This window comes from Thalassospira sp. MBR-102 (assembly GCF_040549275.1).
GTDB lineage: Bacteria > Pseudomonadota > Alphaproteobacteria > Rhodospirillales > Thalassospiraceae > Thalassospira > Thalassospira xiamenensis.
Genome location: NZ_JBEPTC010000001.1, coordinates 162,742 through 188,280, shown reverse-complemented (window position 1 = coordinate 188,280; position 25,539 = coordinate 162,742). Strand labels below are relative to the sequence as shown.

Sequence of the window (25,539 nt, the reverse complement as noted above, 5' to 3'; positions counted from 1 at the left end):
GCCCGGGATGAACGGCAGGGGCGTCTTGTGTTCCGGCACTGCTAAATTGACCAACGCCGCGCCTTGCGGCAACAAACCCGTATCGGCTCAAAGGATGCAAATTATTCCTTTGTATAGTTAATTTTCGCAATTACTATTCAACCATATAGTTAAGGTAATCACGAATATTGAATTTTCCATGAATTTCTCGATTTTGTGATCGACGGATTGCATAAGCATTTGTGAATTCACGGAACTTTTTAGGGCTGAAACCCGTTTCGCGCCGAAAAAGCCGCCCCGGCAGGCCGCCAGTCGCCCCCGGACAGGGCTTTTTCCACCCGCGGCAGGCGCACCGGCTCGTGGATCAGGCACCCCGCCACCGCATCAAGCCCGTCATCATGCTGGCCTGCTTTGCCCTTCCCGCGCCCCCGTCCCTCGCCGGGTCGCCATTCGCGCATTTCACGGATGAACGGCGTTTGCCAGATACGCGCATGCGCATGCAGCAACCCCGCACTCAACACCGCGCCAAATGCATCCTCGATCCGTGCGTCCTTGTTTTTCGCCTCGTGATGCTCCACCACACTTGCCGCCCAGTCGGCCTGCTTCAAGGCGCGGCGCAGGATATTGGGCAAAAACCGCCCGACGCCATTGGTCTCGACCCGCACCGACGGCAAATGGTTCTGCCGGATGAATGCTGCGGCCTTGGCGCAAATCTGGCTGGCTTCATCGGCCTCATGCAGGCGCGTGGCATCAAATGTCAGCCACGCCATATCATGCAGCCAGTATTCCCCGCGCTCGCAGACATAAACGCACGCAATCACCGCGCCATCGCCCCCCTTTGCGCTCCCATATGCGCCACCAGGTACGCCCCCGCTGGCCCCAAAGCTCGGATCAAAATGGCATGCGCCCGCCACCATCCGCCGCCCCGCAATCGACAGCCGAAGCACCCCGTTGGCCTGCTCGATCACCGCATCATCGCCATAACGGTGCAACCGCGCCGGGTCGAGGATGCCGTCACTGGGGGCCAGCATCTTCAGCATCATCTGGCTGGCAAATTTCCGCTCCCCGGTATGGGTGCGGATTTCCTCGATCTTGAGGATCGGAAACCGTTCCGGCCAGTTCGATTGCCCCTGTTCATCCAGGATCGGCAGGCAGAACCGCTCAAAACCCACCAGAAACGGTGCAGCCTCCCCGGTTTCGGCCCGGATTTCATCGGCATAGATCGAATAATAGCTATGTGGGGTTCCGACATAAATCTGCGTACCATCGGGCGACAGGACATAGGCAATCTCGCCCAGCTTCTCGCGCAGTTCGGCGCGTTTATGGGCGCTATCGCTGTTTTTGGGCACCTCGACATCATCGCAAATCACCACATCGGCCCGCGATCCGGTGATATTGCCGCCAATACCGGCCGCCTGCATCGACGGATCACGCAATACACCCGGTCGCTCAACCGTAAAACGCTGCGTGCCCCAATCGACCCGCTTTTCGGGCAGAAGCCCAACCAGCAACGGATGGCGTTCGATCACGCGTTTGACATTGCGCACCATCTTTTTCGCCAGTCCCAGATCGGCCGCCAGCACCAGAATGCGCAAATCCGCATCGCGATACAGCAACCACGCGCAAAACAGCCCGACCAGTGTTGACTTGCCCGAATTGCGAAACGCCATCAGCAAAAGCTGCCCCTTCCCCGCCTGCCAGCATTCCTCAAGCCACGCCGCCATATCGCGATGATGCCCCGGCAACCCCAGCCCCATCATCGCATTCCAGATCCAGACAAACTCGCCAAACCCGGCACATCTCGCCCGCCCCCGATCAATCACCTGCGCCATGCCCGATCCCCTCACCATCCAACCCGCTGCACCCTGGACTCCCGCTTTCGCGGGAGTGACGAATGTGTCGAAAGCCCATCCCCAAAGCCGTCATTCCCGCGCACGCGGGAATCCAGACCTTGCGGGCCACGTCCTCTACCCCAACCACCGAACCCTCCGCACCATGGACTCCCGCTTTCGCGGGAGTGACGAATGTGCAGAAAGCCCATCCCCAAAGCCGTCATTCCCGCGAACGCGGGAATCCAGTCTTTCGTGCCGCATCCTCAAACCCGGCAACCAGAACCACCCATCGGCATCACCAAAAACTCCGCCATCCGGCCAAATCCTGCTATCCTTCCACGATGAAACAGCCCTGCGTCTATATCCTTGCCAGCAACCGCAACGGCACGCTTTACATCGGCGTCACCGCCGATCTGCGTGCCCGCATCTGGCAACATCGCACTGGCACGGATAAGGGCTTCACCCAACGTTACAATGTCGGGCAACTCGTGTATTTTGAACTGTATGACAGCATGGAAAACGCCATTTTGCGCGAAAAGCGCCTTAAAAAATGGCGCCGCGCCTGGAAGCTCGACCTGATCGAAAAACACAATCCCGACTGGAACGACCTGTTCGACAGCCTGAACGCGTAAGCGTCGATAAACTCTCTTCCGTCATTACCGCGGAAGCGGGAATCCAGTCCTTCGCGCCGCAGCCTCAAAACCATCCACCGAACCCGCAAGCACCATGGACTCCCGCTTCCGCGGGAGTGACAAACGGGTGGAAACCTTATCCCAATAAACCGTCATTCCCTCGAACGCGGCAATCCAGCCCTTCGTGCCACAGCCTCAAAACCTTCCACCGAACCCGCAAGCCCGATGGACTCCCGCCTGCGCGGGAGTGACGACAGAGTGGAAAAAACCTTCACGCAAAACCGAAGGCCTCCGCCCTACCGCCCCGCCTTCACCGCGCCAAACCGCAACCCGTCGACCAGAAGCTCCACCATGCTGCGCGTATGCGCGGCCCCCGCTTCGTCGCCAACGCCCGCCACCGAAAGGTTGCCGATCGCGCGCAAAAGGTCATAGGCAGCAATATCGCGCCGCACCTCGCCCGCTGCCGCCGCGGCTTCCAGAAGCGACATCAGAACCGGCTCGAACTTCGCGCGAAAATAATCGGGCAGCGCATCAAACGCCGGATCGCCGGAATGCAGTGCCGCCGCCAGCCCCTTTTTGGTCGCGATAAAATCGGTATAGCGATTAAGCCAGCGCACCAGCGCCTCGCCCGGCGGATAGTCCGCCGCAAGTGTTTCTGCGGTCGCCGCACAGGCATCAACCTCGCGCCTGAAAACCGCCGCCACAAGGTCCGACCGGGTCGGAAAACGCCGATACAGCGTCCCCACACCAACCCCGGCCTTCGTGGCAATTTCGCGCACCGGCGCATCCACGCCCGCGGTCGCAAAAACCGCCTTGGCCGCCTCAAGCACCGCATCCTCGTTACGCTGGGCATCGGCGCGCACCCGCCGTTTCGGTGCCTTGCCTTCAAGGTCATGTTTTGTCGGGTCGTCTGTCACTCAAACCTTCCCTGCTGCCGCCGGTCCAAAGACCCCGCACGCAATCACCCTTGATATACGGAACAACGTTCCGTATATACAATTCATCAAGTGGAACAAAGTTCCGTTTAATATCGGATCAACGTTCCGTTTTTCTATATAGGCGAAGCCCCCGACCTTCGCCAAGCAAAACAAGGCACCAAGTCATGAACAATCTGCTTACCGATGCCCGCCATATCCCGACTGGTCCGTCCTTTCCGACCCTGTGCATCAATCCGGTCACCCTTCCGGCCCCGGATCGCGGGTTGCCGCTTGACCTGCGCATCACCGCGCCGCTCACCCCGCCCTCGAATGATCGGGACCTTCCGATCCTTCTGCTGTCGCACGGGCATGGTCCGTCGCTTTATATCCCGTCCAAGGATGGTTACGCGCCGCTTGCGAATTTCTATGCCGCGCACGGTTTTGTCGTGATCCAGCCGACCCATGGCAATTCCAAGGTCGCGGGCCTTCCGGCCGATGCACCGGGGGCACCGTTTTTCTGGCGCTCGCGCGTGCTGGATATGAAGCTCATCCTTGATCAGCTTGCCGTGATAGAGGACCAGTTTCCCGCCATCGCCGGGCGGCTGGATCGCAACAAAATTGCCGCCATCGGCCATTCGCTGGGCGGGCAGACCGTCGGCATGTTGCTTGGCGCCCGTCTGACCGATACCAACGACCCGGACGCACAGAATGTCGATCTGATCGAACCGCGCATCAAGGCCGGTGTGCTGCTGGCCGCCCCCGGCAAGGGCGGGGACAGCCTCAGCGACTTTGCCCGCGCAAACTACACATCACTCAACCCCGATTTCAGCCACCTGACGACAAAAACTCTGGTCGTTGCCGGCGATGCCGATGACAACCCGCACCTGACGACCCGCGGCCCCGCCTGGCACACCGACCCGTTCCACCACAGTCCCGGTGCCGATGCCCTGCTGACCCTGATTGGCGGCAAACACGGCCTTGGCGGCATTGCCGGATATGATGCAAAGGAAACCGACGACGAAGACCCCGACCGCCTTGCCATCACCCAACGCATGACGCTGGCCTACCTCAAATCCGCGCTTGATCCCGCTGATACGTCATGGGCGGACGCCGCCAAAGCCCTTGCCGATCACGCCCCGTCACATGCCCATGTCACGCTCAAATAACGCCTGAAACCGGCTGGCTGCACCACGAAACGGTGCAGCCACCGCGCCAACCGCCCCATGGACTCCCGCCTGCGCGGGAGTGACGATGTTGTAGCACTCTGCCTCCTCCGTCATTCCCGCGCACGCGGGAATCCAGTCCTCCGCGCCGCAACCTCACAACCACCCGGCTTTACAAAACCCGCGCCTAAAAAACCCGCCAAGTCTCCCCACTGGCAAGATTGCGAACATAATCAACCGCCTCCCCGTTCCAGTGATAGGAAAAATGATCGCCCTGCACGGGGATCGGCACCACATCGGGCCAGAACGCCGCGATGCAATACCCACCGTCAAACCGCACACTCGGCCAGTAAATCCCGTCCGATCCCGCCGCCCGCCGTTCCGCGCCAAATTTCTGCGATGCGCTATAATCATCGGGGTCCAGCAAATCCGCCCGTTCGCTCACGTCATCAAACACATGATCGATCCGCCCGACCAGCTCGCGAAACTGCGATGTCCAGCCCGGTTCCTCGTCGGTCGCCCGCATCATGCGTGCATGGTGATGCACGGTTTCGGCAATCGCCACAGACCGGCGATCCCCCGCGTAATAAAGCCCGTATGTGCCATCGGAAAACCGGCCGGGGCGATAGGGCGAACAGTGGACAAACGGCGCCATCACGTAACTCGCCCCCGGCCCCGATACCCGGCGTTCGACCGGCACCTTCGCCAGATTGCCGATGCTGTCACGAATGCGCGGGTTCATCTTGACTTCCGCCGATGCCAGAGCCTCCCAATCGGCGGGATCGGCGATGTCTTCAAACAGGTCAATCGGCGGATAGATCGACCGGATGATCCGCACACACTGCGGCCACGCAACATGCCTGCTCCTGCTCACCAGCCACCACGCTCCGCATCAAGGTAACTTCGGATATCGGCAATATCCATGATCTCGCCGCGCAACATGACCTCAAGCGCACTTTGCCCGCCAAACGCCGCATTGGGCTTGCGGATCCACGCATAACCCCGTGCCGGTTCGCGAAACAGATATCGTAATCCCTTGTGAATCCCGATCAGCATCGCCATGCGCGTGCGCAAATCACGATCAATCCGCCCGATATCCTTCTTCTTCCACCGCGCCCATGTGCGCGCGGGCATATCGCCCAGCAAAACCCGCGCTTCCTGATCGCTCAGATCCCAGACACCAAACAGATTAACCGTGGCGCGCGCCAGCGCCGCCGCCTCATCCTCGGTAATCACCGCCCGATCCGGCCGCGCCCCGGTCGGCTCCACAATCGCGAATTCCATCGCATACCTCCATTTGGCATCAATATAGCATTTTTATGCCAAATGGCAAATGACGGAATAGCAAAACCACCCACCACGCCCGCCGCCCCATGGACTCCCGCCTGCGCGGGAGTGACGAACGGATGGAAAGACCTTACTCCCCAAAAAAACCGTCATTCCCGCGAACGCGGGAATCCAGTCAACCGTGCAGCACACGCCGCACGACACGTCATGTCGATAAAACCGTAAAATTTCGACACGTTCTTGGGATATGTCGATGAAAACGACACGAGAGAAAAAATCCCCCAGCATATCGTTCCCCGCCCTCGCCCAAAATCCACTCTCTCGAACAGAAGGGCTAAAGCGGGACCTTCCCGAGAGCCAAGAGAATATCTCGGGACTTAGGAGTTACACCAAACCGTCCGTCAAGATTTATATGGAATCTAGGGCGTTCCGTGGGATGAATATACGCGCCAAGAGCTAAAAGTTTGGTTGCAAGTCCTTCGCGGCTCTCGAACCACTGGATGTAGAAATTCAATGTGAGCCACCAAATCTCATCGACAGCGATATTGGAGCTAAGAGGAATCCCAGCTCCAAGCATTGCCTCGGAACTGACATATATTTTTCCATCCACCTCAATCGGCACGATTATCCCGCGATTTCGAAAATCAATATGCCGTCTGGCTGCACTAAGATCGTCACTTACCCCTTCTGGATTTTCAGGCTTTACCGCAAGTTCGCCGAATAGATTTTCTTTCGACCAATTCTCAACGACAATGCGAAATAAAGCTCTATCGGCCCACACCCCCGGCTTATCATGCGGAAAAATATCAATCAGATAAGCATCCGTTTCCTTGAAAATACAGAAAAGAAGATGATCTGAACCAAACCCGTTTTCTTTCGGATTTTCTTTCTTCTCAAGATGCAGATGATGTATTCCCCAATCACTAAGCAATAAGTCTAGGTGCCTCTGCTCTTTCAAGGCTCTATGACGATAATAGCCATGTGCTACTCCATTACTAAGGTATGGCTGCAGCGAAACACCACGCTCAATTGCATCCCTAAGCTTAGGGAAGGCCTTCTTGTACTCTAAAAATAATGGATTAAGCAGAATCTGAGACGACAAATGAACTCGCCTTGGCTGAGGTGGCACTATCCGTTTTAGCCAATATAAATAATAACTAAGCAGTTCCTTAGCCGTCATTGCTTCCAGCTTTGCGCCAGTAGCTATTTTATTCCGGTCATGTGGAAGATTTTCCAAAACAAACGACCTGACATCCGCCTCCAAAGCAGCTTGCGCTTGCTGGTTCTTCAGTTCTGTTTCTGCGCTTACCTCTCTCATTCTACTCATTCCGAACACGCTCTATGTCTTACCTACGGTTTTCATTGTTATAGAATGGATCGAATCTTCTTCTGGCAACAGACTTATTTCCCCGCCAACGCCCCCCGCGCTTCCGCAATCAGCTTCCTGATCTCCGCCTCTTCCATCGCAGGCGATTTCGCCTTTTCATTCTCCGCCGCCCCGTCCGGGCCGGACGCCCAGCGAAGTATTTTGATCAGCCCTTCAAGATGCGAAAGCCCCGCCTTGCAAGCCGTTTGATGGGCGGCGAAGCTTTTAGCGTCCATCTTGAGTGCCGCTGCCTGCGCCATCCGGCGATAGGCATTGCGCGCGCGGCTGATATCACCGGGCAGGCTTTGCAAAAGCTCCGCCCGAACCGTATCAAGTTCCTCCATCCTGTCCTCCATCTCCTCTGTTTCGTTTTGGGGGCTTCCATGGGGTTAATTTTCGGAATTTGCCGAAAGGGCGATCAAGCGATCATCCGCCAACCGTTCCGGCCAATAGGAAACCCCGCGCAAATGGCCGTTTAACGCCCCGCTTTGCCCAGCATAACTCCCCAACTGGATCGTGTTGAAAGTGCGCGGCATGGCAAAGCCGCCGGGTGATTTCAAAATCGCGCCCGCTTTCGCCACCGCAACCCCGTCATCCGCCCACGCCAGCACGATCCGCGTGCGCGTTTCCGGCACAAGCCCGCCATAAAGCGACTGCGTGATGATCGGCACGCCCCCCTTGCGCAATGAAATCCGCAACTGATCCGCCGCACTGTCATAGCCAAGATCAAGATGATCATCGTTCAAATTCCCGGAATGCATCTGCACGATCCGCCAGATACCATCCCAGGCCGCTGGCAATTCCAGATCAAAAACAAACATGCCCCGCCCGGTTGCGCCCCGGAACCAGTCCCCCGGATCAAGCGTCACATCATCCAAGGCGCGCGCCGCCGGGATGCCATTGCTGATCATATCGCTGGTCAAAACCGGCCCGGCCTCAAGCTGCGCATTCCAGATCAGGATCGATGCCGGATTGCCCGAAAGGTTTGTTCCGATTTTCGGATAGCGGCTGGTGCCCGATGCAACCTCCGCAAATCCCATCCGTTGCCAGCTTTCATCAAGGCTCACCGCATGGTTTGACGCCCCATCCACCCCGCCCAGCGTAATTTCGGCCACGCCCGATACCGCCCGCGCCCAGATACCAAAGCTGTATATCGCCCCCACGGTCAGATCATCTACCCGCTGATAAAGCCCCGCCGTGCCGCCCGGAAGGTCAAGCTGTGTGGCACTCATACTGCCATCCGGGGCCGCAACCCCGGACGTCGCCACACTCACCCCCGCATCCTTCTCCCAAAGCGGATTGGAAAACGCGGCGGAATAGCGCAGCAGATTAACCGCCGCCCCCTCAATCAAAAGCCCCCGCGCCCGGCCCAGCGCATCATGATCATGGCCCGGCATATCCACGCCAATCTCGGCCAAAACCCCGTTATCCCCGCGCACGATTTTGGGGCTGGCGCGCCCCACGCGCAGACAGCTTTCCAATGGCGCATATCGCATGCCCATTTTGCATTCTCCGTCTTCAAATGATGAAATGTCGTCAGGATCAACGAGCCTGTCGCCAGATGGAAAGGCCCAGCCCCCACCCGTCATTCCCGCGCAGGCGGAAATCCAGTCAACAGTGCCGTATCCTCAAAGCCGACGACCGAGCCCGCAGCCCCATGGACTCCCGCTTTCGCCCGAGTGACGATGTAGAGGTGCCTTAACTTCCTTTCGTCATTCCCGCACACGGGGGAATCCAGTCAGCCGTGCCGCATACTCAAAACCGGCCACGGCACCCGCCGCCCGATGGACTCCCGCCTGCGCGGGAGTGACGAACAGGCGGAAAAGCCTGATCCCCATAAGCCGTCATTCCCGCGAACGCGGGAATCCAGTCCTTGGTGCAGCAGCCTCACACCCCGCCAGCGATGCTACCCCCTCCAACCTACCCGCCAACCCGGCACAGATGAAACCAGCTCATCACCGCCCCCGCCGCGATCTGGCGCGTCACACTGTCGGAATGGCGCACCCGCAGCCGAAGCGCATTATCCGTCGCAATCCCGATCCGGGCGATGCCACTCACCCGGACACTCTGCGTCGCATTGCTCCCCGACCCGACAATATCGGACGCCTGCAAATGCGTGCTCCATCCCGCCGTCCCCTGTCGCTCGACATAGGCACTGACCGCCACCGCCGTATCGCCGATGGCGAAATTCACCCCGGCATCAACATGGTAAAAACCGGGCGGAAGGTTCCCGACCCCATGCAGGGCGGCGTCATAAAGCCCGTGGCTGTCCTCCGCCACCTGATCCCATTCGACGATGAAATAACCACCCGCCGGAATGTCCTGCGCATTGGTCCGCAAAAGCTTCACCACCGGCCCGGTTTGCCGGATCGGTGCCGCAAACCACCGCGTCCCATCACAGATCAGATCAACACAATCCCCCCGCAACGGCAGGGCATAAACACTGCGCACCACCGCCCCGTCCAACGGCACAATCTGATCCCCGCTGGCCGCACTGATATCGACCATCGTGCCATCGCCATTGACCACCCGGTATCGCCCCCCATTGCGCGCAGCACTCACCCCCGGAAGGCTCAACCGCCCGCCACTCGATAACCGCACCAGCGCCCCCGTCTCGCGGATATCCATGATCCGGTCACCCGGCGCATCCACCACCGGCATGCGGCGTTCATCCTGCCAAAGCGTGACGTTTTGGGCCCGCAGATCAAGGTCAAACGCCGCCCCCGCCATCTGCTTCTGAAATCCCGCAAGCGCGGTTTCGGCTCGCGTTCCGGCGGCCTCGGCCCGGTTCGCCGCATCCTGCGCCATCGCGCCATGCTGCCCGGCGCTCGCAATCTCGCCCGCATCCGGCCCGTTCGCCAGCCCGTCGCCCTGATCGTTCCACACCAGGGCCCGACCGGGCGAAATCCGGGGTAATGCCAGATCACCCTTGCCCTGATCGGCGGGATCAAGCCGCAAACTGCCCACCATCGCCCGGTCAATATCGCCAAGGGCGGCGGTCAGATAATCCAGATCCCGATCCACCGCATCACCACGCGGCGATGCCGAACTGCCATAGGCACTGAGCCGTCGTAACCGCAAATACCGCCGGATCGAAATCGCGGCCCCAACCTTTGGCGCGACCTCAAAAATCACCTCCCCACCGGGTGCTTCTTCGGCGTCATTTAACGCCACATGAAACCCGGTCGTGACCGGCTTTCCATCAACGCGCACCGCCACATCATCACTGCCAAAAACCACAAACTGAAACGGAAAAACCCTGCGCTCCCCGTCGCTAACAAACCCGACACCCGCCCCGCCAGCAGCCTTAAATACCGCGCCCATCTCATCCCCCTAAAAACCCGAAACCGAACCCGCCGCCCTGGACTCCCGCCTGCGCGGGAGTGACGAACGGGTGGAAAGGCCTTACCCCAAAACCTCGTCATTCCCGCGCACGCGGGAATCCAGTCAGCGGTGCCACAGCCTCAAACCCAACCACCGAGCTCGCAGCCCCATGGACTCCCGCTTTCGCGGGAGTGACGAACAGGTGGAAAGGCCCTACCCCAACCCCGTCATTCCCGCGAAGGTGGGAATCCAGTAAACAGTGCCGCACACTCAATACCCCCCACAACCCCCTTAAGCCCTCACCACCCGTCCCGACGGGCAAACCACGCATTCAGCCGGGCGACCGTGTCATCCTGTGACGACCGCAAAAGCGATGTTTCACGCCAACTTGCCTGCCGGTTGACCTCGGCGCGTCTGCGCGCCGCCGCGTCCGTCTCGGCCTGCGTTTCTGACAATGCCTGTTTTTCAAGTCCGGCCAGAACCGCACTGGCCGATCCGGTGCCCCCGCTTTGCAACCCCGCCGCCCCCTGCCGGGCACGTAACCGCGCCTGACGAATGCGCAATTCCTCGGCACGCTCGCGTGCGCGTTCCATCTCGCTGGCATTGATTTGCGCAATATCGGCCTGCCGGTTGGCCTCCGTCTCTGCCGCACGGCTTTTCTGCGCCGCCCGGTTTGATGAAATCTGCTGCCCGGTTTGCAGGGCAGAAAGTGCCATTGGTGCATAGGATGCAAACGCGCCCATCAGTCATTCACCCCCAATTCGCTGGCGACCCCCAGCAATAAAAAAGGCCGGGGAAAATCCCCGGCGATCCGCCATAATCCATCATTGTCCCGTCCGGCACTGCCCCGCCGCCAGCCAAGGGCCCGCAAGCTCACATCACCGCTATAGGCCGCATCTTCGCTCCGTCCTCTACCCAGCGTCACATCGCGAAATCCCCGCCCGGTATCAACACGTAATTGCGCGGTCTGCTGCACCCGGAATGTCACCGACACAAGCCGCAACGCATTGCCCCCATGTGCGCGTGTGCCATCCGATCCGGCGGGTGGCAGGGCGGCAATTTCATGGGTAAACGGCAATCCGGCCACGACCGTTGAAACCGCCTCGGGCAGGCTGATCGTGCCGCCCGAAACCGTGATATCGCGGTAAAGCACACCATCGGCCCAGACGGCCAGAGTGACATTTTCCAGATCATCCAGCCCGCCCCAATGGCGGCGCGGGCTTTCGCCCTCTGTCAATTCTGCGGTGATCGAAAGATCAAGCCCGCAACCCTCATCAAACCGGCCAAGGTAAAATTTCCCGTTCCGCTCAAGGCAAAGGTAAACCTGCCCGCCCGCCACCGCGACGGCCCGAAACGCCGCACCCTCAACACTTTGCGCTGACCAGGCGGTAATCGCCTCGCTGCGATAAAGGGTCAATGTGCCAAGGCTGCCATCGCCCATCACCACATGCAAAAGCCTGCGATCCGCATCAAACGCCTGATCAACCGGGTTTTGCACCAGATGGCGCGATAAAAGCGCCAAATCCGCCGCCCCATAAGCCTGCTCGACATCGGTAAACAGAAATTCGCGCAATTCCCGGCCGCTGCGCGCGGCAAAGATCGTTGCGCCATCCACATTGACCAACGGCACCGTGCGATCCGCCCGGCTGCCAATCCGGGTCTGGCGCGTGACCTGGATATTGGCTGGCGTCAACGGGTCCCCCGTCACCATCCATTCCGATCCGCTGGTGAAAACCTGCAAATGGCGGCCTGCGAAAATGCCGGTAATCGCATTGACCTGATCGGCCAGCAGGGCAAATTCAATCGCCTCGTCATCCAGTCCCTCGCCCAGATCGAAATTGAACAGGTCCCCCGATTTCGACATCCACAACCGGTTAGGCAAATCCCGCGATCCGCCAATCACCATCCGGTCCTGATGAAATGTCACGCTGCGCGGCCAGCCACGAACGGCTGAAAAAACCTGTTCCTCGAAATCCTGTGTCGTGCTGGCATCGGGCAGCGCCTCTTTCAAGGCAATCGTTGCCACAGTCGCACTCGAAACCGCCGCAATCTCCCCCTCAATCCCCTGTATCCGCCAGCGCGTCCCGACATGCCCGGCCTCAAAAAGCGCCGAACTGGCAGTGATGCTGACCGTGCCACCAGCGCCACCTGTGCCCGATGGTGTGATCGAAACCGCCGGATCACCGAATTTATAGTATGGCTGAAACCGCTTCACCGCCGTTTCCCGCCACGCCCAGTTGGTCATCTCCCACGTCCCCGCCCCGTCGTCTGCTCCCTTCCGCGTCAATCGCATCGGTTCGACCTCCGGATGGGTGACAAGCAGCGTATCGGCACTTTGCGTCCAGTTCAGAAGCGCATGGTGGATAATTCCAAACGGTGTCTCAAACCCGACAATCGCCACCCCATCGCGATACACCGTGCCCTGATAATCCCCAAACACCAGCAGATAGGTCTGCTCGGTATTGAACTCGAACGCGATCAACCGCACCGGGCCGGACACCGCATCAATCAACGCAATACCGGGCCGCCTGCGCACCCCGCCGCTCGGTTCAATAAACACATTGCGCAACCGTGCCGCCCCATTGCCATAGGCATTCAAATCCGACCGCCCCCACAATTCCGGGGCCAGTTCACCGGTCGAAAATGTCGTCTTTTCCAGAACCCTGCGCGCCATAACCCGTCCCCTTCACCACACCCAAAATCCCTATCCCCGCACCCCGATCAGGGTGAAATCCCCAATCGCCCGCGGGGTCGATTGCTGCGCATCGGCCAGCCGCGCGCTGCGAAACTGGTCCTCGGCGCGTTTAAACAGATATTCCGCCCGCGACGTACTTTCGGTCAGCGGCACACAAAATTCCGCCGCAAGGCGTGTGATCAGCGCCAGATCGAAAAACGCCGGAAACGCCCCCTCCGCCATCCGCCCGACATAGTGTAAGTACGCCCGATCCGCCCCACACCTCACCGCCCCCTGCACCAGCTCAAACTCCGGCACCGCACCCCCGTCACTTTCAAGCGACAGCAACCGGATAAAATCCCCGGGCAGGACAAACATGCCCTCGCCAGCGCCCAAAACTTCCTCACTCTCCCTCCGCGCCAGCCACGCCCCACGCGCGGCAAACCGCCACGGATAAGCCGCCAGCATCCCGTCCCGGATAGCCGGATAAAGCATTCCCGCTACCTCCGCCTCGGCGGTGTCATCCTCAAACGAAACAATCGGTGCCGCCCCGATCATCACCAATGCACGCGCACAAAGTGCGATGTCGCCAAGTGCCATATCGCGTTCCCTTCAATTCCCGGTTGCCGATATCGTTGAAATATTGTCAAAATCCGTTTCAACCGGTCGGAACAGACCGGGTAGTCAGTGGCCGCCCGAACCAACCGGCCCGCAGGAATGGAGCATCAATGTCGCGGTCCCAGCTTTTCGCATCGCTTTTCCTGATCGGAATCATCGGCACATCTGCCGTCACATCCGCCCAAAGTATCGATGACGACATCCTGATCGATGATTACTGGCGCAAGTCCTACGCAGGCAATGCCGAGGCCCAGCGCCTGCTGGCGATCTTGCTGTCCTACGAGTATGCCGAGGACGGCGACATTGACGATGATGAACATTTCACCATCACCCGCCTGCTTGAATGCGCCGCCCTGCAGGGTGACCAGCCCGCCATTGATCAACTGCAAAACATCAACGCCAATTTCGACATCAGCGAAACCGGCGAATGCTATTACACCGGGGCCGGTTACACCGCCGACCAGAAGCAAAACGCACCAGACATTTCCGACACCGCAAACAGCTACGATGGCGATGAAGACGCCCTGCGCGCCCGCGCCATGAATGGCGATCCCGCCGCACAGTTCGCTCTGGCCGAATATCTCGAAGGACAATTCCTTTTCTTTGATGCCTTCGAAGAAGCCGAAGGCTGGTACAATTGCGCCGCCAAACAGGGTTACGCCCCGGCCATCGCGGTTCTGGCCGACGGCGATGCCATTACGACCTACCCGGCATCAGAACCCTGCCCCTTCACCAACCGGACCATGGATGCCAACGGCAAGATAACCGAACGCTTTACATCCTTCCGGCTCGTCGAGATCGAACCAGCTCCCGCACCCGAACCGGTACCCAAACCCGCCCCCGAACCGACGGCGACCGCCCCGGCAACCGATACCGAACAGCTCTTTGCCGATGCGCTGGCCGCCTATTATGGCGATGGCATGCCGCAGGATTTCCCCCGCGCGATGGAACTGGCCCGCAAGGCGGCGGATCATAACCATGCCGGGGCGATTAACCTGATCGGTGTCATGTATCTCAACGGGTCAGGCGTCGCACCCGACGCCACCGAAGCCGCCTATCACTATCGGCGCGCCGCCGATCTGGGCGATGTGTCTGCCATGGTCAATCTGGCCGATTGCTATCTGCACGGCATCGGGGTCGATGTCAGCCTTCCCCGCGCACGCGAATGGTATGAAAAAGCCGCCGCCGACGGCGACGCCTACGCCCAATACAACCTTTCCGCCATCTACCAGTCCGGTGCCGAGGGCATCGAACCCGATCCGGTGCTGGCCCGGAAGTGGATGAAGCTCGCCGCTGAAAACGGTGATCCCGATGCCCCTTACTATTACGGCCATTTCCTCGAATACGGCATCGGCGGCCCCGCAGACCCGGCAGGCGCAATTGTCTGGTATCAGCAGGCTGTCGAACTTGACGATACCAACGGTTTTGCCGCCATGGGCCGGATGCATTATTACGGCGAATACACCACCGAAGACCTCGAACTTGCCTGGTATTATCTGTCCATCGCCGCCGCGCGCGATCATGTCGAAGCCAAAACCTGGATCGAAGTCGCCGCCCCCTCCGTCACCTACGAACAACGCGCCCGAGCATCCGCTCAGGTCACCAAATATCTGGCGGAAAAAGGGGCGCAGTAAAACCATCGGACTGCAGGCTCATGGCCGGTTTTAAGGATGCGGCACGATGGACTCCCGCTTTCGCGGGAGTGACGGTGAAAGGAGCTTTTCCCTGCCGTCATTCCCGCGCAGGCGGGAATCCAGTCCTTCGTGCCGCAGGTAAAAGCGGGGCCCGGAAACCCGGACCCCGCCCATCATTCATCCGTCAGATATCAGGCCGAAGCCGCCACCGGATAAAACGCCTTGATCGCATAGGTCATGGCGATGTTACGCGGACGGGTTTCGGCACCAATGCGCGGCGTTCCGTTCGTACCATCCGATGCAGGTCCACCTGTTGGGACGTCTCCAGCTCGAATACTGGCGCGACTATAACCCTCAAACGCCACATTGTAGGCAGACCCGTTGTTTGTTCCGGCGTTTTCGATGTGGACGTGCCCCTGCATCTGATCAAGCTGACCCGACGCAAATTCACGCCCATCATCAACACCGCGACCGGCATCAAAACCGCGAATGAACTCACCGCGAAGGTCCGGCAGGTTAAAGGTGGCAATCTGGTCACCATCCCCCCAAACCGTGCCAATCGCGGCATAAAGATCGGCATAGTCGGTCCGCGAAACCGCCGAACCATCACAAACCAGCCAGCCTTCCGGCGGGGTCGGCATGGCAAAGGCGGTGACCGAACCGATTTCGGCACCGAAACCGCCGCCATTACCACCATTACCACCCGAACCACCATTGGCAATCAGGGCATTGATCGCCTGCAAAAGCTGGGTGTCATCCTGCCGATCCGGCGCGATATTGGCCGCCAGAACAACGTTCAGAACTTCACTGGCAACCGGTGTATTACACTGCATGGATATTCTCCGTTTTGGATAAAAGAAAACCCGGCAGCGGGATGCTGCCGGGTCGAGGGAACTCGGTAAAATCAGACCTTGATGATGTAGTTCAGCACCACGAAAGGCTGCATGTTATTGTGCGGCTGATCGCCGCCGGCGGAATCCATCTGCTTGAAATGCCCGCTGTTGTGATATCTTGGATCATTTACCATCCCGGCAAGCGCCGTAGTCTGGCCGACCAAAGCGTTGTTATGATTATGACTCGGCATCTCATCAACAGTAAGCTGATGGGTTTCTGCCCCAGCCATCGCCCCCAGCACCCGATCACTCAGATCAACACCCTGACCGGCACCAATCGCGGTACGCCCCCGCAAGTCCGGTAGCTTGAAGCTGCCCGGTGCTTCGCCTTCACCATAAACCGTACCAATCACAGCAAACAGATCGGCATGGTCGCTTGCGATAAGTTCGGTGCCATCGCACAGCATGAAGCCCTCCGGCGCCGTCGCACCGGCATATGACAGCACCGTGCCAAGCGGTGTCGCACCACCGCCACCACCATTGCCGCCACCCGAAATCAGCGTATTGATCGCCTGCAAAAGCTGCGTCTTGTCATCGCAGTCTGGCCAGATACCTGCGGCCTGAATAACGTTAAGCACTTCGCATTCGACCGGTTTGGAACCCTGCATGGGCATTCTCCTTTGTTGGACATAAAAAAACCGCTCCTGCCGGGGCAGAAACGGGTCGAGGCAAAAACGCAAAAACCTGTTGGTAAAACCGCCAAAGCCGGGCGGCGAGCCGGATCAATCCGTATTCGAACTGCCAATCGCCGTCATATCGCGGACATCAACGCCCAAAGCCCCCGAACTCGCCACGACGAACAGCCCGCCTGACATCGTGGCATCGCGGTTGGTATTGGCGATGATGATGTCACCAATCCGCAGCATGTCGCGGGCATCGGCAAAATAGCCCGCCGTATCAACATCGGCGGCGAAATCCGGGGTGATGTAATGCCAAAGCGTAAAGCCGTTGGCATAGGCCAGAACACTGAGGTTTCTGGCTTTAAAACCTTCTGCCATTTTGGTCTCCGTTATCTGTATGAAAAATCTTCAAAAGCCACGCTCTGTCGCGGCTTATTCCTTGGCCCGGATGCAGCTCACCCCGGCATCATCAACAAGCACCGCACCCTGGCTCATGGAATTGTTGACGAAATGCGCCGCATGATCGCCGTGCCAGGTAATGTCGGACTGCACATCGGCCCCGATCGCATGGCCAATCGCCGTTCTGTGATACCAGAAGCACGACCGGATGCCGTCCGCCACCGGAAGCCCCGAATGCGGCATCCACAGCGTGCCAAGCCACCGTTTGGCCTGCGTGCCCTTCCACGGAAGGTCATCATCGCCGACATAATCGGCATTGGAAAATTCGTTGATCTGCAAAAGCTGCGACCATTGTTTCCAGCCGACAATCGCATAACGCTGCCCGTCATCGGGCACGTCGCGGTTGCCCATGCCCTCAAACGCTGCCATCACCTTGCCAAGGGTCAAGCCCGTATCATTGTGATCAATAAGCTCCTCGCCACTTGCCAGCGCATTGATGATCAGCTCATCGGTCTTGCGACCCAGCGCATAGGCCCCGGCATTGGCCAGAACCATCTTTTCATCGTGATTGGTCTTGAGCTCATCAAGCGCATCGACCCAGTCACCGGCATAATAATCGCGAAGGTCACAGCGCACTGCCTCATGTTCGGCATTCATCACCGGCACCTTGCCGTGGCGTGCCTTGGTGGTCGCCGTGCCCTTGCCGACTTTCTGAAAAACCGTGCTGGCCCCCTTCACGCTGTTTTTGACCCGCACCGTATTACGAAGCTTTGATCCCATCCGCTGATAGGCCTGATGCACATCGGCCTGGAAATGATCCACAAAGCTTTTATCAATCGTGACACTCATCGGTTTATATCCTTCTGCCCATAAACAATTTTAAGACCGCAACGCGCGATGCAGCATCCCGAAGCGGCAGCAAATCAGGCAATTCCGCCTTATTTGCACCCCGAACCGGTCATCTTGCGGTCATGGTTGAGTGGTCTTGTGTTTCGGCTCGAACCCCCATCGCCACGGGGGATCGAACATCTGTCCGGTTTGGCCGGACCTGTTGCAAAATTGATGATCTGGAGTTTGCGTTGCGCGCAAAACTGTTTGCCACCATCGCCCTGATCGGGATTGGGGCAGCGGGTTATACCCTGCTGCCCTATACCCCCGTTCCCGGCTATTTCAACGATTTCACCAGCCGGGTTTCGTCCCTTGCCGGGTTTGGCGCGGAAAATATCCGCGACCGGGTTCTGCCCGATCTCGAAGCCGAACTGTCCAACGCCGATCTTGCGATTGGCGCACCGGTTTTCGTGCGCGTCTTCAATGCGGATCGCGATGTCGAAATCTGGCTCAAGGCAAACAACCGTTACCGCATGTTTACCCGCTATAATTTCTGCGACGCCGATGCCATCACGCGCGCCAGCGACGCGAACAGCAGCACAACCGATGCCGCTACCGCCACCGTCGGCAATGCCGCCGAACTTGGCGTTTACCATGTCACGCGCGACGACCTTTCCCCCAACAGCCCCCATCACCTCGAAATCGCTCTGACCCCGCTCACATCAGGCAGCCCCGAAGAAATGGCAGAACAGGCCCAAACCGCCCGCCCCGCCCTTCGCGGCAACTGCGAGGGCACGGGCGGTATTGCCCTTGAAAACAGCGATATCGAACCGGTCTATATGCTGATCGATACGGCCCTTCGCGCCGGGCAGGCACAGGTGCCCGTCCACGTCTTTGAAAAACGCCAGAACATGGATGATGCCGTAACCCTTACCGAAGACGCCTTCGCCAGCGTCCCGGCACCGGGGCTTTATGACGTTTATGCCGCGTTCGAGCGCACCCGCATCCCCCCCGAAGTCCACAAAACCGATGGCCGCTATCAGGTGAACTAGGAAATGCCATGCAGGCGGTCAAAACCTGCCTGCACCTCGGCGACAATCCCCGGATCACGGTCGCGCCAGTATCGCGGATCATTCATTTTCGCCCGGATATCAGCACGTAAATCACCTGTCGCATCACTTGGCAAACCGGTACTCAATCCCGGCTCCGCCCCGCCACTCATCAACCGATGAATGCTGCGCACCCCATCAGCCGTTTGGCACAGAACCTCAAACGCAGCCTCGGGCAGGTTCTCGCGCCCCCATTTTTCAATCCGCGGCGCCAGTCGCTTCCAGTTTTCCGCCCCGCCAAATTCCGCCGCCAATGCCGCGCGATCCGTGGCACGTTTGCCTGCGCCCTCAACCTCGCCGATTAACGGCCCGATCACCTCGGCCGCCAGATCATAAACAAGCTGCGCCTGTGCGCCGGTAAATCCCGCTTCATGCAAGCGCGCATTTACCGCCGGATCAACCGCGCCCAGCACGTCATCAACCGCAATCTCGTATCCGTCCGGCGTTTCGGGAATGCTCGCCGGATCAAGGGCCGCGCTGGCTTCACCGGCGTCAAATTCACCTTCCGGCAAGACGCCAGCATCGGAAACCACATCCGCCTCGACGCCTAACGCCTCAGTCACGCCGCCCGCCACGTCGGCCTGGCGCAACAGATTATCCTCCACCCTCTCCCCGGCTTCTGGCCGCGTCAGGTTCTGATCAATGGTCATGCTGCACTCTCCCATGTCCAGACAGCCTCTCTGCTGCCCGGTTCCTGTTCATAAAATTGCGTTTTTCCTGATTAACTCTGCGCGGGGCAGCAAGGTCTGGACCATCAGGCAAATAGCGCCGTCACTCCCTCGCGCCGCACACTCCCCATCGTCGATGCGGCACCAAGTCTGGATGCCCGCCTACGCGGGCATGACGGTTGAAGGCAAATCTCACTCCACCCTCTCCGTCACTCCCGCGCAGGCGGGAGTCCATCGTGCCGCATGCACCAAACTTGCATCAAGCGCCCCACCTTCTCCGGCACAGCCGCCGCCGAGCCACCAACAGAAAGGGCAACCTCACCCTTTATCCGCCGCGCCCCGCTCTACGCTGCCCCTTGCAAGCCGCGCCATCTGCAAAACAAGCGCCCGCTGCCCTTCCCGCATCCAGATCGCCCGATCCGGGCTGTGCGGGCCAAGTGCGGTTTTGATGATGCTACGTTCAAGCTCCGCCAGAACCTTCTGCCCCGCGTGCGTGCCAAAGCATTGCTGCCAATGCACCCGATCTGCTTCATCCGTTTCGTCGGCGGCTGCCACCCCCTCAAACCAGTCCCAGCCACTCATACCGCATCCTCCAAAACGTCCGCCTCAAGTGATGCGTCAACCGGCAAAACCGGCCTGAGCAAATGGTCCGGCACGCCAAACTGATCGGCAAGCCAGCGGACCATGTGCGGCATATCGACCTCGCCCAGCGCCTCCGGCCCCAGCGTCGCAATCCGTGACAGCCAATCCATCGCCTGCCCGGCCTGTACGCGTTTGGGCAACTGGGCCAATGGCGCGCTATGGCGCAACTGCACGACATCGCCATCAAGCGGCATATCGGGCAGCTCCCCACGCCGCACCAGAATATGGACCGCCCGGCGAATAAGCGGATAAAGCAGTTCCGCCTGCAACCGCCCATAGGTCGCCCCCAGCAACCGGGCATTTTCCGATGCCCGTTCCAGAACCTCGGTCGCGGTCATGCCCGGCTGGTCACTTTGCCCCAGCCGGTCGGCCAACAGGCACCGCCGGATGCGATCACGCAGATCGGACAGCACCAGATCAGAAACATCAAACCGCCCCGGCGCATCAAGCGGCGTCAAACCCGCCGACCCGACCGCCTTCGGGATGATACTTCCGGGCACCAGCCGGATCGCCGCCGGGTTCAAAACCCCGTCATCATCGGCCTGCCAGATGCCGGTCACCGCGATGGATGCGTTTTTAAGCACCAGCTCGACCACCTTGTTCGCCGTCTTGATATCGGGCAGCGCCTTCATCACCGGCGACCTGCCATAAACCTCGCCCGGTGCCTTCATCCACCGAAACGCGATATAGGGCGACACCTCAAACCGGTCCCGATGGATCACCCCATCTTCGCCGGCCAGACCACCAGAAACCTGCCCGCCATCCTCAAAAAACACGCAAAGCTGATAACCGCCAAACGCCCCCGGATCGGGCAGAACCGCCTCGACCACCGCGTATCGTTTCGGGCTCTGCCCCTCATCCCGATCCCTATCGGGCAACCGCGCCTCTGGCCATTGCCTTGCAATCTCGTCCCGGCTCAACGACAGCTTGCGAAACACCGCATCCATTCTGCCGTCACTGCGTTCCTCGAACGCCAGTTCACGCAGCGGCACCGCGCCAAACCGGAACGCCGACGGGCTTAAAAAATCATCCGCTTCAAGCCGAAGGCACGCCGTCCCCGCCGTCACCAGATCGAGAAACGCCTGATGCATCTCGACTGCGAAATTGGACCGGTCAAAATGCCCCTGCAAAATGCTCGCAGCCCGTGCCAGCCGCGCGGTCAGAATGTCCCGATCCGCATCCGCCACATTGCCGCCCGGCTCAAACGCGAACCAGCCACCACTCGGCGGGGTGATTTCCGCCATCAGGCTTGCCGCAAGCTGCTCGACCGCATCGGGGGCCGTGGCATCAAACACCCGATCAAATTTCTTTTCCCCGCCAGATACCCCGCCGGATGCTCCCGGTTGCTCGCTTGCCCCATTGCGCTGCGGCAGGGCAAATTCGTAACATTCCTGCCAATGCCGGACCCAGCCCTGCTTCTGCCCGACCGCCGCCCGGAACCGGGCCCGCAAATCGGCAATCGCAATCCCGCCGGCTTTGGCCCCGGTCCCGGCATTGCTGCCTGTCCCCGCACCAGCACCTGCTCCAAGACGGCCGACCGGCTCCTTCGCCATCCGGCCAAATCTCGCCGCCTTCTGGTCTGCTCCCGACGGCCTGGCATCCCCCGGATTGGCATCACCCGGCCTGGTCTCACCCGGCCCGGTCGCATTCCGACCGGCAGCACGCTGCGCTCCATCGGGGAGCCCCCGATCAGACGTCGCACGCTTCGCCGCCGTCCCCACCTTCCGCGCCGGACGGACCGGGCGCGCTTTGCGGTTCTGCCGTTCTGTCATCGCCTAATCCCCCAAAAGATTTTTGCCACCTGCCGCACGGTCGATCCGGTCTGACAACAGACCACGAAACCCCGTGCCAATCAGACCGGCCCGGCCATAGCGTCGCCGCTCCAGCGCCTCGGACCGCGCCCGTCGTGCCGCCTCTGCCGCACTTTCCCCGTCATCGACGGACGCCGAGTTTGCGGACGGACTGGTGGCAATTGGTGGTGGCGCTGCTGGTTTTGGTGTCGAAAACAGACTGCCCATAATGCCCCTTTGCCTCCTTCTGTGCCCGCCCCGAACGGGGCAAAACAAAACACCCCGAAACGGGGCTTAAAAAAAACAAACGCCCTTAAACGGGCTTGGAAACAAAAACGCCCGCAACGCGATAAAGCGATGCGGGCGCAATTGTGGTGTTGACTTCTCCCTTATGGCACAAGAAAAAGAACAAATCAAGAACATTTTTCAGAAAAAAACACTCTCCCACGATAACCCGTTGTTTCTGCGTGTTTAATCGCGCAAAAAAGTTGATGCGGCGTCACGATCCAGAACCCGGAAATGCCCAGCAACCGTTTGACGAACTCGACACAGGTAAACGCGCCCAACCGCACCCGCCTTGGCACTTCCGCCGGATAGCTGACCCAGATGCAGTCAAATCCGCGCGCCCGGTAATGGGCTTCGGGATCGAACAGAACCGAATATTGCCAGACATCGCACGCCACCCGGTGGCTTTGCGGATCAAGGCAGATCCACTCCCCGGCACGTCCGCCCGACATCAGCACGAAACAATGCCGGAAACCGGGTTTCAGACATCGCAAAAGCCGCTTTTCGGGTGCATCGGCAAACACGACAAGCACATCGCGCATCACCGGTTCAGTTGGCGAATTTACCGGCTGTTTCGGCACAGAATCCGCCTGAGCACCCGCTTGGATATCGGGCCGGATCGCCTCGCGAATCAAAGTCTGCATGGCGGCAATTCCCCCGTCATTTTAATCATCCTTTCGGGATGGTGAAAGGCATCCTCGGCCCCCGGCAGGACGATACCGCGCGCAATCAACGCATCCTGCAAGGCCGCCATCGCATCACACCAAAGATCATATTTCGGCTTTTCACGGCCATCACGCGGATCGGGCGTGCGTTCCACCAGCCCGTAATATTCGATCACCTGCAAATGCCGGTCACCCAGCACATTTTCACGCCGTAACCGCATGACCGCGTTATAGATATCATCCGGGTCGCACGGGCGCACAACGTCGCTGGCATCCGCCACCACACGTGCCCCTTCGATCCGTGACGCTTGGCATCGCACAAACCAGAACCACGCCTGCATGGCGCTGGAAAACGGGGTCGCCACGCGGTCCGCGATCGGCTTGGGAAAAAGTCTCTGTTCACTCATTTCGCCCTCCTGCTGAACTGCCTGTCTTGCATCAACACCCCCGAAAACGCGTGCAAATCTCCACTTTTGCGCATCATCGACTGCGCAAAACCGCCAATTGCCGGATATGTAAAGATGGCCAACGTGATACGTGCAAAACCCGGCTTACATGCCGTTTTCCGCCATTCTGACCGCATCAAAGCTATTTCCGGATGCACTTCCGGTGTTGATCCACAAGCTATAATCCCTTTTTGTTCTCATTGTAAAGGATTAATTTCCTATTATTCAAACAGCCGCAAAAATCCTCGACTTGCGGGCCAGCGGATGAATAATGGCCTGTGAAATATCCGCAACCAGACGAGAGACTCCCATGAGCTGGGCCAGCATCAAAATGACGCAACAGGAAGCAATGGGAATATCGACCGATTTTGTCGATGCGTTTGAAAAGCTGTTCATTGCCGCCAAGGCCCCCAAGGACGCTGCCCTTTTCTGTTCCCGCGAACTGGGGCCCGATGATGCGTTTTTCCTATCCCCCGGCGCGCAGAAAATTGCGGCCTCCCTTCTGGCACTGCGCCCGGCCACGAAATGCAATGCCCCATCGAAAAAGGATGTGATCCTGCTGGCCGGGCACGGTGACTCGATTGCGCTTCTGCGCTAATCACACCCCCGGCCCGGTTTCGTCACAAAACCGCTTCTGAACTGTCTTCATGGACGCCCCATCGGGCAATTTTCCATAACCGGTCGATGCAATCCATTGCATGCCGATCCACTGACAGTCAGGAGTCTCCCATGGCAAATGCACCCGCCCCGCGTTACGAGCTTTACAAGGACAAAAAAGGCGAATGGCGCTGGACCTATATCGCGCGCAACGGCCTTAAAATCGCCATGAGCAGCGAGGGCTACAAAGCCAAACCCGACTGCCTTCACAGCATCGATCTGCTGAAATCTTCCAAGGATGTCCCCGTCCACGAAGCCAGTGCATGAAGACGGTGCATGAAAACGGCGCATGACGCCACCGCCTGCCCCCAAAACCCCGGCATGCATTGCCGGGGTTGATAACCTTTTCAATCATATGGCGATATCGGTTCAACTTTCGGATATGCAAGGAATTTGTTCCTTTTCCGCCGCCCCGTCATCCTGCTAGGATAACGCATGATCCGGCAAGAACAGATATGGGGCGCGCTTGACAAGATCGCCGAAGATAACGGGCTGACCCCCTCCGGGCTGGCCCGCCTGGCGCAGCTTGACCCCACCACATTCAACCGGTCCAAACGCACGACAAATCAGGGCAAACCCCGCTGGCCCTCGACCGAAAGCATTTCAAAGGTGCTCTCGGTGGCCAATGTCACCTTTCAGGAATTCGCCCAGCTTGTCGATGGCAACGGGGCCGGACGCGTGCCGGTCATCGGCTTTGCCCAGGCCGGGAATCGCGGTTTTTTTGATGATGCCGGTTATCCGGTCGGCGGTGCGTGGGAAGACATCACCTTTCCCGCCCTGCATGATCCGACCGCCTACGGGCTTCGGATTTCGGGGGATTCCATGGCCCCGGTCTTTCGCGATGGTGATCTGATCGTCGTCTCCCCGGCATCAAACATCCGCCCGCAGGACCGCGTGGTTGTCAAAACCACATCGGGCGAGGTCATGGCCAAGGAACTGGTGCGCCGCGGGGCGATGGGGGTGGAACTGAAATCGCTGAACCCGGCCTATGAGGACCGCTATGTCGAAGCCCGCGACATTGACTGGATCGCGCGCGTCCTTTGGGTCAGCCAATAGAACAACCATCGCCTTTTTGCATTCTCCTCAAATGGGGATAGTGCGTTAAGAATTT

At 59.4% G+C, this 25,539-nt stretch carries 28 protein-coding genes; 7 read left to right on the top strand and 21 right to left on the bottom strand.

Going from position 1 to position 25,539, the window contains the following annotated elements; all coding sequences use genetic code 11:
- Window positions 1–239: 239 nt before the first annotated feature.
- Complete coding sequence (terL, locus tag ABIE64_RS00890; RefSeq protein WP_354376374.1) at window positions 240–1,811, bottom strand: phage terminase large subunit; 1,572 nt, start codon at window positions 1,809–1,811, stop codon at window positions 240–242.
- A gap of 194 nt (window positions 1,812–2,005) precedes the next feature.
- Here terL and ABIE64_RS00885 point away from each other — a divergent pair, with 194 nt between their 5' ends.
- The gene (locus tag ABIE64_RS00885; protein WP_354376373.1) at window positions 2,006–2,443 is read left to right on the top strand and encodes a GIY-YIG nuclease family protein; all 438 of its coding nucleotides are present in this window, start codon (window positions 2,006–2,008) and stop codon (window positions 2,441–2,443) included.
- 296 nt (window positions 2,444–2,739) lie between these two features.
- On the opposite strand, the gene ABIE64_RS00880 is transcribed toward ABIE64_RS00885, so the two are convergent.
- Window positions 2,740–3,360 carry a TetR/AcrR family transcriptional regulator gene (locus ABIE64_RS00880; protein WP_354376372.1) on the bottom strand — a complete coding sequence of 207 codons (621 nt, stop codon included), beginning with the start codon at window positions 3,358–3,360 and terminating at the stop codon, window positions 2,740–2,742.
- Window positions 3,361–3,545: 185 nt separating this feature from the next.
- On the opposite strand from ABIE64_RS00880, the gene ABIE64_RS00875 reads away from it, so the two are divergent.
- Window positions 3,546–4,526: an alpha/beta hydrolase family protein gene (locus ABIE64_RS00875; protein ID WP_354376371.1), complete on the top strand. Its 981-nt coding sequence runs from the start codon at window positions 3,546–3,548 to the stop codon at window positions 4,524–4,526.
- A 184-nt stretch (window positions 4,527–4,710) separates the two neighbouring features.
- Here the strand turns inward: ABIE64_RS00875 and ABIE64_RS00870 are convergent, their stop codons facing one another.
- From ABIE64_RS00870 to ABIE64_RS00830, 9 genes are all read right to left on the bottom strand, one after another.
- A complete protein-coding gene (locus tag ABIE64_RS00870; protein WP_354376370.1) occupies window positions 4,711–5,397 on the bottom strand; it encodes an RES family NAD+ phosphorylase in 687 nt (228 codons plus the stop codon).
- Window positions 5,394–5,807, bottom strand: a complete 414-nt coding sequence (locus ABIE64_RS00865) for an antitoxin Xre/MbcA/ParS toxin-binding domain-containing protein (RefSeq protein WP_354376369.1) — start codon at window positions 5,805–5,807, stop codon at window positions 5,394–5,396. The genes ABIE64_RS00870 and ABIE64_RS00865 overlap by 4 nt, the downstream gene beginning before the upstream one ends.
- Before the next feature lie 337 nt (window positions 5,808–6,144).
- Window positions 6,145–7,128: a hypothetical protein gene (locus tag ABIE64_RS00860; protein WP_354376368.1), complete on the bottom strand. Its 984-nt coding sequence runs from the start codon at window positions 7,126–7,128 to the stop codon at window positions 6,145–6,147.
- A gap of 83 nt (window positions 7,129–7,211) precedes the next feature.
- Window positions 7,212–7,520, bottom strand: coding sequence for a hypothetical protein (locus ABIE64_RS00855; protein ID WP_354376367.1), 309 nt, complete (start codon window positions 7,518–7,520; stop codon window positions 7,212–7,214).
- A 45-nt stretch (window positions 7,521–7,565) separates the two neighbouring features.
- Window positions 7,566–8,678, bottom strand: coding sequence for a phage head spike fiber domain-containing protein (locus ABIE64_RS00850; protein WP_354376366.1), 1,113 nt, complete (start codon window positions 8,676–8,678; stop codon window positions 7,566–7,568).
- A gap of 418 nt (window positions 8,679–9,096) precedes the next feature.
- Window positions 9,097–10,500 (bottom strand): hypothetical protein, encoded by a 1,404-nt coding sequence (locus tag ABIE64_RS00845; protein ID WP_354376365.1) that lies wholly within the window; start codon window positions 10,498–10,500, stop codon window positions 9,097–9,099.
- Between the two features lie 299 nt (window positions 10,501–10,799).
- Window positions 10,800–11,243 carry a hypothetical protein gene (locus ABIE64_RS00840; RefSeq protein ID WP_354376364.1) on the bottom strand — a complete coding sequence of 148 codons (444 nt, stop codon included), beginning with the start codon at window positions 11,241–11,243 and terminating at the stop codon, window positions 10,800–10,802.
- On the bottom strand, window positions 11,243–13,174 hold the full coding sequence (locus ABIE64_RS00835) for a phage tail protein (protein WP_354376363.1): 1,932 nt from the start codon (window positions 13,172–13,174) through the stop codon (window positions 11,243–11,245). Before ABIE64_RS00835 ends, ABIE64_RS00840 begins: the two co-directional genes overlap by 1 nt.
- Before the next feature lie 30 nt (window positions 13,175–13,204).
- On the bottom strand, window positions 13,205–13,774 hold the full coding sequence (locus ABIE64_RS00830; RefSeq protein WP_354376362.1) for a phage connector family protein: 570 nt from the start codon (window positions 13,772–13,774) through the stop codon (window positions 13,205–13,207).
- Between the two features lie 128 nt (window positions 13,775–13,902).
- On the opposite strand from ABIE64_RS00830, the gene ABIE64_RS00825 reads away from it, so the two are divergent.
- Entirely contained in the window at window positions 13,903–15,426 is a 1,524-nt protein-coding gene (locus ABIE64_RS00825; RefSeq protein ID WP_354376361.1) for a tetratricopeptide repeat protein, read from the top strand.
- 191 nt (window positions 15,427–15,617) lie between these two features.
- Here the strand turns inward: ABIE64_RS00825 and ABIE64_RS00820 are convergent, their stop codons facing one another.
- From ABIE64_RS00820 to ABIE64_RS00805, 4 genes are all read right to left on the bottom strand, one after another.
- The gene (locus ABIE64_RS00820) at window positions 15,618–16,259 is read right to left on the bottom strand and encodes a phage tail protein (RefSeq protein ID WP_354376360.1); all 642 of its coding nucleotides are present in this window, start codon (window positions 16,257–16,259) and stop codon (window positions 15,618–15,620) included.
- 71 nt (window positions 16,260–16,330) lie between these two features.
- A complete protein-coding gene (locus ABIE64_RS00815) occupies window positions 16,331–16,927 on the bottom strand; it encodes a phage tail protein (protein ID WP_354376359.1) in 597 nt (198 codons plus the stop codon).
- A gap of 114 nt (window positions 16,928–17,041) precedes the next feature.
- Window positions 17,042–17,317: a hypothetical protein gene (locus tag ABIE64_RS00810; RefSeq protein WP_354376358.1), complete on the bottom strand. Its 276-nt coding sequence runs from the start codon at window positions 17,315–17,317 to the stop codon at window positions 17,042–17,044.
- Window positions 17,318–17,371: 54 nt separating this feature from the next.
- Window positions 17,372–18,187, bottom strand: coding sequence for a phage capsid protein (locus tag ABIE64_RS00805; RefSeq protein WP_037991857.1), 816 nt, complete (start codon window positions 18,185–18,187; stop codon window positions 17,372–17,374).
- A gap of 230 nt (window positions 18,188–18,417) precedes the next feature.
- On the opposite strand from ABIE64_RS00805, the gene ABIE64_RS00800 reads away from it, so the two are divergent.
- Entirely contained in the window at window positions 18,418–19,218 is an 801-nt protein-coding gene (locus ABIE64_RS00800) for a hypothetical protein (protein ID WP_354376357.1), read from the top strand.
- On the opposite strand, the gene ABIE64_RS00795 is transcribed toward ABIE64_RS00800, so the two are convergent.
- The 6 genes from ABIE64_RS00795 to ABIE64_RS00770 all read right to left on the bottom strand — a co-directional run bounded on the left by ABIE64_RS00795 (window position 19,215) and on the right by ABIE64_RS00770 (window position 23,732).
- Window positions 19,215–19,925, bottom strand: a complete 711-nt coding sequence (locus tag ABIE64_RS00795) for a capsid assembly protein (protein WP_354376356.1) — start codon at window positions 19,923–19,925, stop codon at window positions 19,215–19,217. The two genes, ABIE64_RS00800 and ABIE64_RS00795, sit on opposite strands and share 4 nt — an antisense overlap.
- Window positions 19,926–20,261: 336 nt before the next feature.
- Complete coding sequence (locus ABIE64_RS00790) at window positions 20,262–20,525, bottom strand: Bbp19 family protein (protein WP_354376355.1); 264 nt, start codon at window positions 20,523–20,525, stop codon at window positions 20,262–20,264.
- Entirely contained in the window at window positions 20,522–22,357 is a 1,836-nt protein-coding gene (locus ABIE64_RS00785; protein ID WP_354376354.1) for a portal protein, read from the bottom strand. The genes ABIE64_RS00790 and ABIE64_RS00785 overlap by 4 nt, the downstream gene beginning before the upstream one ends.
- A 3-nt stretch (window positions 22,358–22,360) precedes the next feature.
- Window positions 22,361–22,603, bottom strand: coding sequence for a hypothetical protein (locus tag ABIE64_RS00780; protein ID WP_354376353.1), 243 nt, complete (start codon window positions 22,601–22,603; stop codon window positions 22,361–22,363).
- 185 nt (window positions 22,604–22,788) lie between these two features.
- Window positions 22,789–23,304, bottom strand: coding sequence for a hypothetical protein (locus tag ABIE64_RS00775; protein ID WP_354376352.1), 516 nt, complete (start codon window positions 23,302–23,304; stop codon window positions 22,789–22,791).
- Window positions 23,292–23,732 carry a hypothetical protein gene (locus tag ABIE64_RS00770; protein ID WP_354376351.1) on the bottom strand — a complete coding sequence of 147 codons (441 nt, stop codon included), beginning with the start codon at window positions 23,730–23,732 and terminating at the stop codon, window positions 23,292–23,294. The genes ABIE64_RS00775 and ABIE64_RS00770 overlap by 13 nt, the downstream gene beginning before the upstream one ends.
- A 349-nt stretch (window positions 23,733–24,081) precedes the next feature.
- Here ABIE64_RS00770 and ABIE64_RS00765 point away from each other — a divergent pair, with 349 nt between their 5' ends.
- From ABIE64_RS00765 to ABIE64_RS00755, 3 genes are all read left to right on the top strand, one after another.
- Window positions 24,082–24,369 carry a hypothetical protein gene (locus ABIE64_RS00765; RefSeq protein WP_354376350.1) on the top strand — a complete coding sequence of 96 codons (288 nt, stop codon included), beginning with the start codon at window positions 24,082–24,084 and terminating at the stop codon, window positions 24,367–24,369.
- A gap of 131 nt (window positions 24,370–24,500) precedes the next feature.
- Window positions 24,501–24,695, top strand: coding sequence for a YegP family protein (locus ABIE64_RS00760; RefSeq protein ID WP_354376349.1), 195 nt, complete (start codon window positions 24,501–24,503; stop codon window positions 24,693–24,695).
- A gap of 168 nt (window positions 24,696–24,863) precedes the next feature.
- Window positions 24,864–25,484 carry a LexA family transcriptional regulator gene (locus ABIE64_RS00755; RefSeq protein WP_007090434.1) on the top strand — a complete coding sequence of 207 codons (621 nt, stop codon included), beginning with the start codon at window positions 24,864–24,866 and terminating at the stop codon, window positions 25,482–25,484.
- Window positions 25,485–25,539: the final 55 nt, after the last annotated feature.

Coding starts and splice junctions, on each gene's coding strand:
- ABIE64_RS00780 (WP_354376353.1), bottom strand. CDS start 22,603: ATGGGCAGTCTGTTTTCGACACCAAAACCAGCAGCGCCACCACCAATT.
- ABIE64_RS00830 (WP_354376362.1), bottom strand. CDS start 13,774: ATGGCACTTGGCGACATCGCACTTTGTGCGCGTGCATTGGTGATGATC.
- ABIE64_RS00840 (WP_354376364.1), bottom strand. CDS start 11,243: ATGGGCGCGTTTGCATCCTATGCACCAATGGCACTTTCTGCCCTGCAA.
- ABIE64_RS00785 (WP_354376354.1), bottom strand. CDS start 22,357: ATGACAGAACGGCAGAACCGCAAAGCGCGCCCGGTCCGTCCGGCGCGG.
- terL (WP_354376374.1), bottom strand. CDS start 1,811: ATGGCGCAGGTGATTGATCGGGGGCGGGCGAGATGTGCCGGGTTTGGC.
- ABIE64_RS00795 (WP_354376356.1), bottom strand. CDS start 19,925: ATGACCATTGATCAGAACCTGACGCGGCCAGAAGCCGGGGAGAGGGTG.
- ABIE64_RS00760 (WP_354376349.1), top strand. CDS start 24,501: ATGGCAAATGCACCCGCCCCGCGTTACGAGCTTTACAAGGACAAAAAA.
- ABIE64_RS00790 (WP_354376355.1), bottom strand. CDS start 20,525: ATGAGTGGCTGGGACTGGTTTGAGGGGGTGGCAGCCGCCGACGAAACG.
- ABIE64_RS00815 (WP_354376359.1), bottom strand. CDS start 16,927: ATGCAGGGTTCCAAACCGGTCGAATGCGAAGTGCTTAACGTTATTCAG.
- ABIE64_RS00855 (WP_354376367.1), bottom strand. CDS start 7,520: ATGGAGGAACTTGATACGGTTCGGGCGGAGCTTTTGCAAAGCCTGCCC.
- ABIE64_RS00755 (WP_007090434.1), top strand. CDS start 24,864: ATGATCCGGCAAGAACAGATATGGGGCGCGCTTGACAAGATCGCCGAA.
- ABIE64_RS00875 (WP_354376371.1), top strand. CDS start 3,546: ATGAACAATCTGCTTACCGATGCCCGCCATATCCCGACTGGTCCGTCC.
- ABIE64_RS00835 (WP_354376363.1), bottom strand. CDS start 13,174: ATGGCGCGCAGGGTTCTGGAAAAGACGACATTTTCGACCGGTGAACTG.
- ABIE64_RS00850 (WP_354376366.1), bottom strand. CDS start 8,678: ATGGGCATGCGATATGCGCCATTGGAAAGCTGTCTGCGCGTGGGGCGC.
- ABIE64_RS00845 (WP_354376365.1), bottom strand. CDS start 10,500: ATGGGCGCGGTATTTAAGGCTGCTGGCGGGGCGGGTGTCGGGTTTGTT.
- ABIE64_RS00860 (WP_354376368.1), bottom strand. CDS start 7,128: ATGAGAGAGGTAAGCGCAGAAACAGAACTGAAGAACCAGCAAGCGCAA.
- ABIE64_RS00775 (WP_354376352.1), bottom strand. CDS start 23,304: ATGCAGACTTTGATTCGCGAGGCGATCCGGCCCGATATCCAAGCGGGT.
- ABIE64_RS00865 (WP_354376369.1), bottom strand. CDS start 5,807: ATGGAATTCGCGATTGTGGAGCCGACCGGGGCGCGGCCGGATCGGGCG.
- ABIE64_RS00770 (WP_354376351.1), bottom strand. CDS start 23,732: ATGAGTGAACAGAGACTTTTTCCCAAGCCGATCGCGGACCGCGTGGCG.
- ABIE64_RS00805 (WP_037991857.1), bottom strand. CDS start 18,187: ATGAGTGTCACGATTGATAAAAGCTTTGTGGATCATTTCCAGGCCGAT.
- ABIE64_RS00810 (WP_354376358.1), bottom strand. CDS start 17,317: ATGGCAGAAGGTTTTAAAGCCAGAAACCTCAGTGTTCTGGCCTATGCC.
- ABIE64_RS00820 (WP_354376360.1), bottom strand. CDS start 16,259: ATGCAGTGTAATACACCGGTTGCCAGTGAAGTTCTGAACGTTGTTCTG.
- ABIE64_RS00825 (WP_354376361.1), top strand. CDS start 13,903: ATGTCGCGGTCCCAGCTTTTCGCATCGCTTTTCCTGATCGGAATCATC.
- ABIE64_RS00765 (WP_354376350.1), top strand. CDS start 24,082: ATGAGCTGGGCCAGCATCAAAATGACGCAACAGGAAGCAATGGGAATA.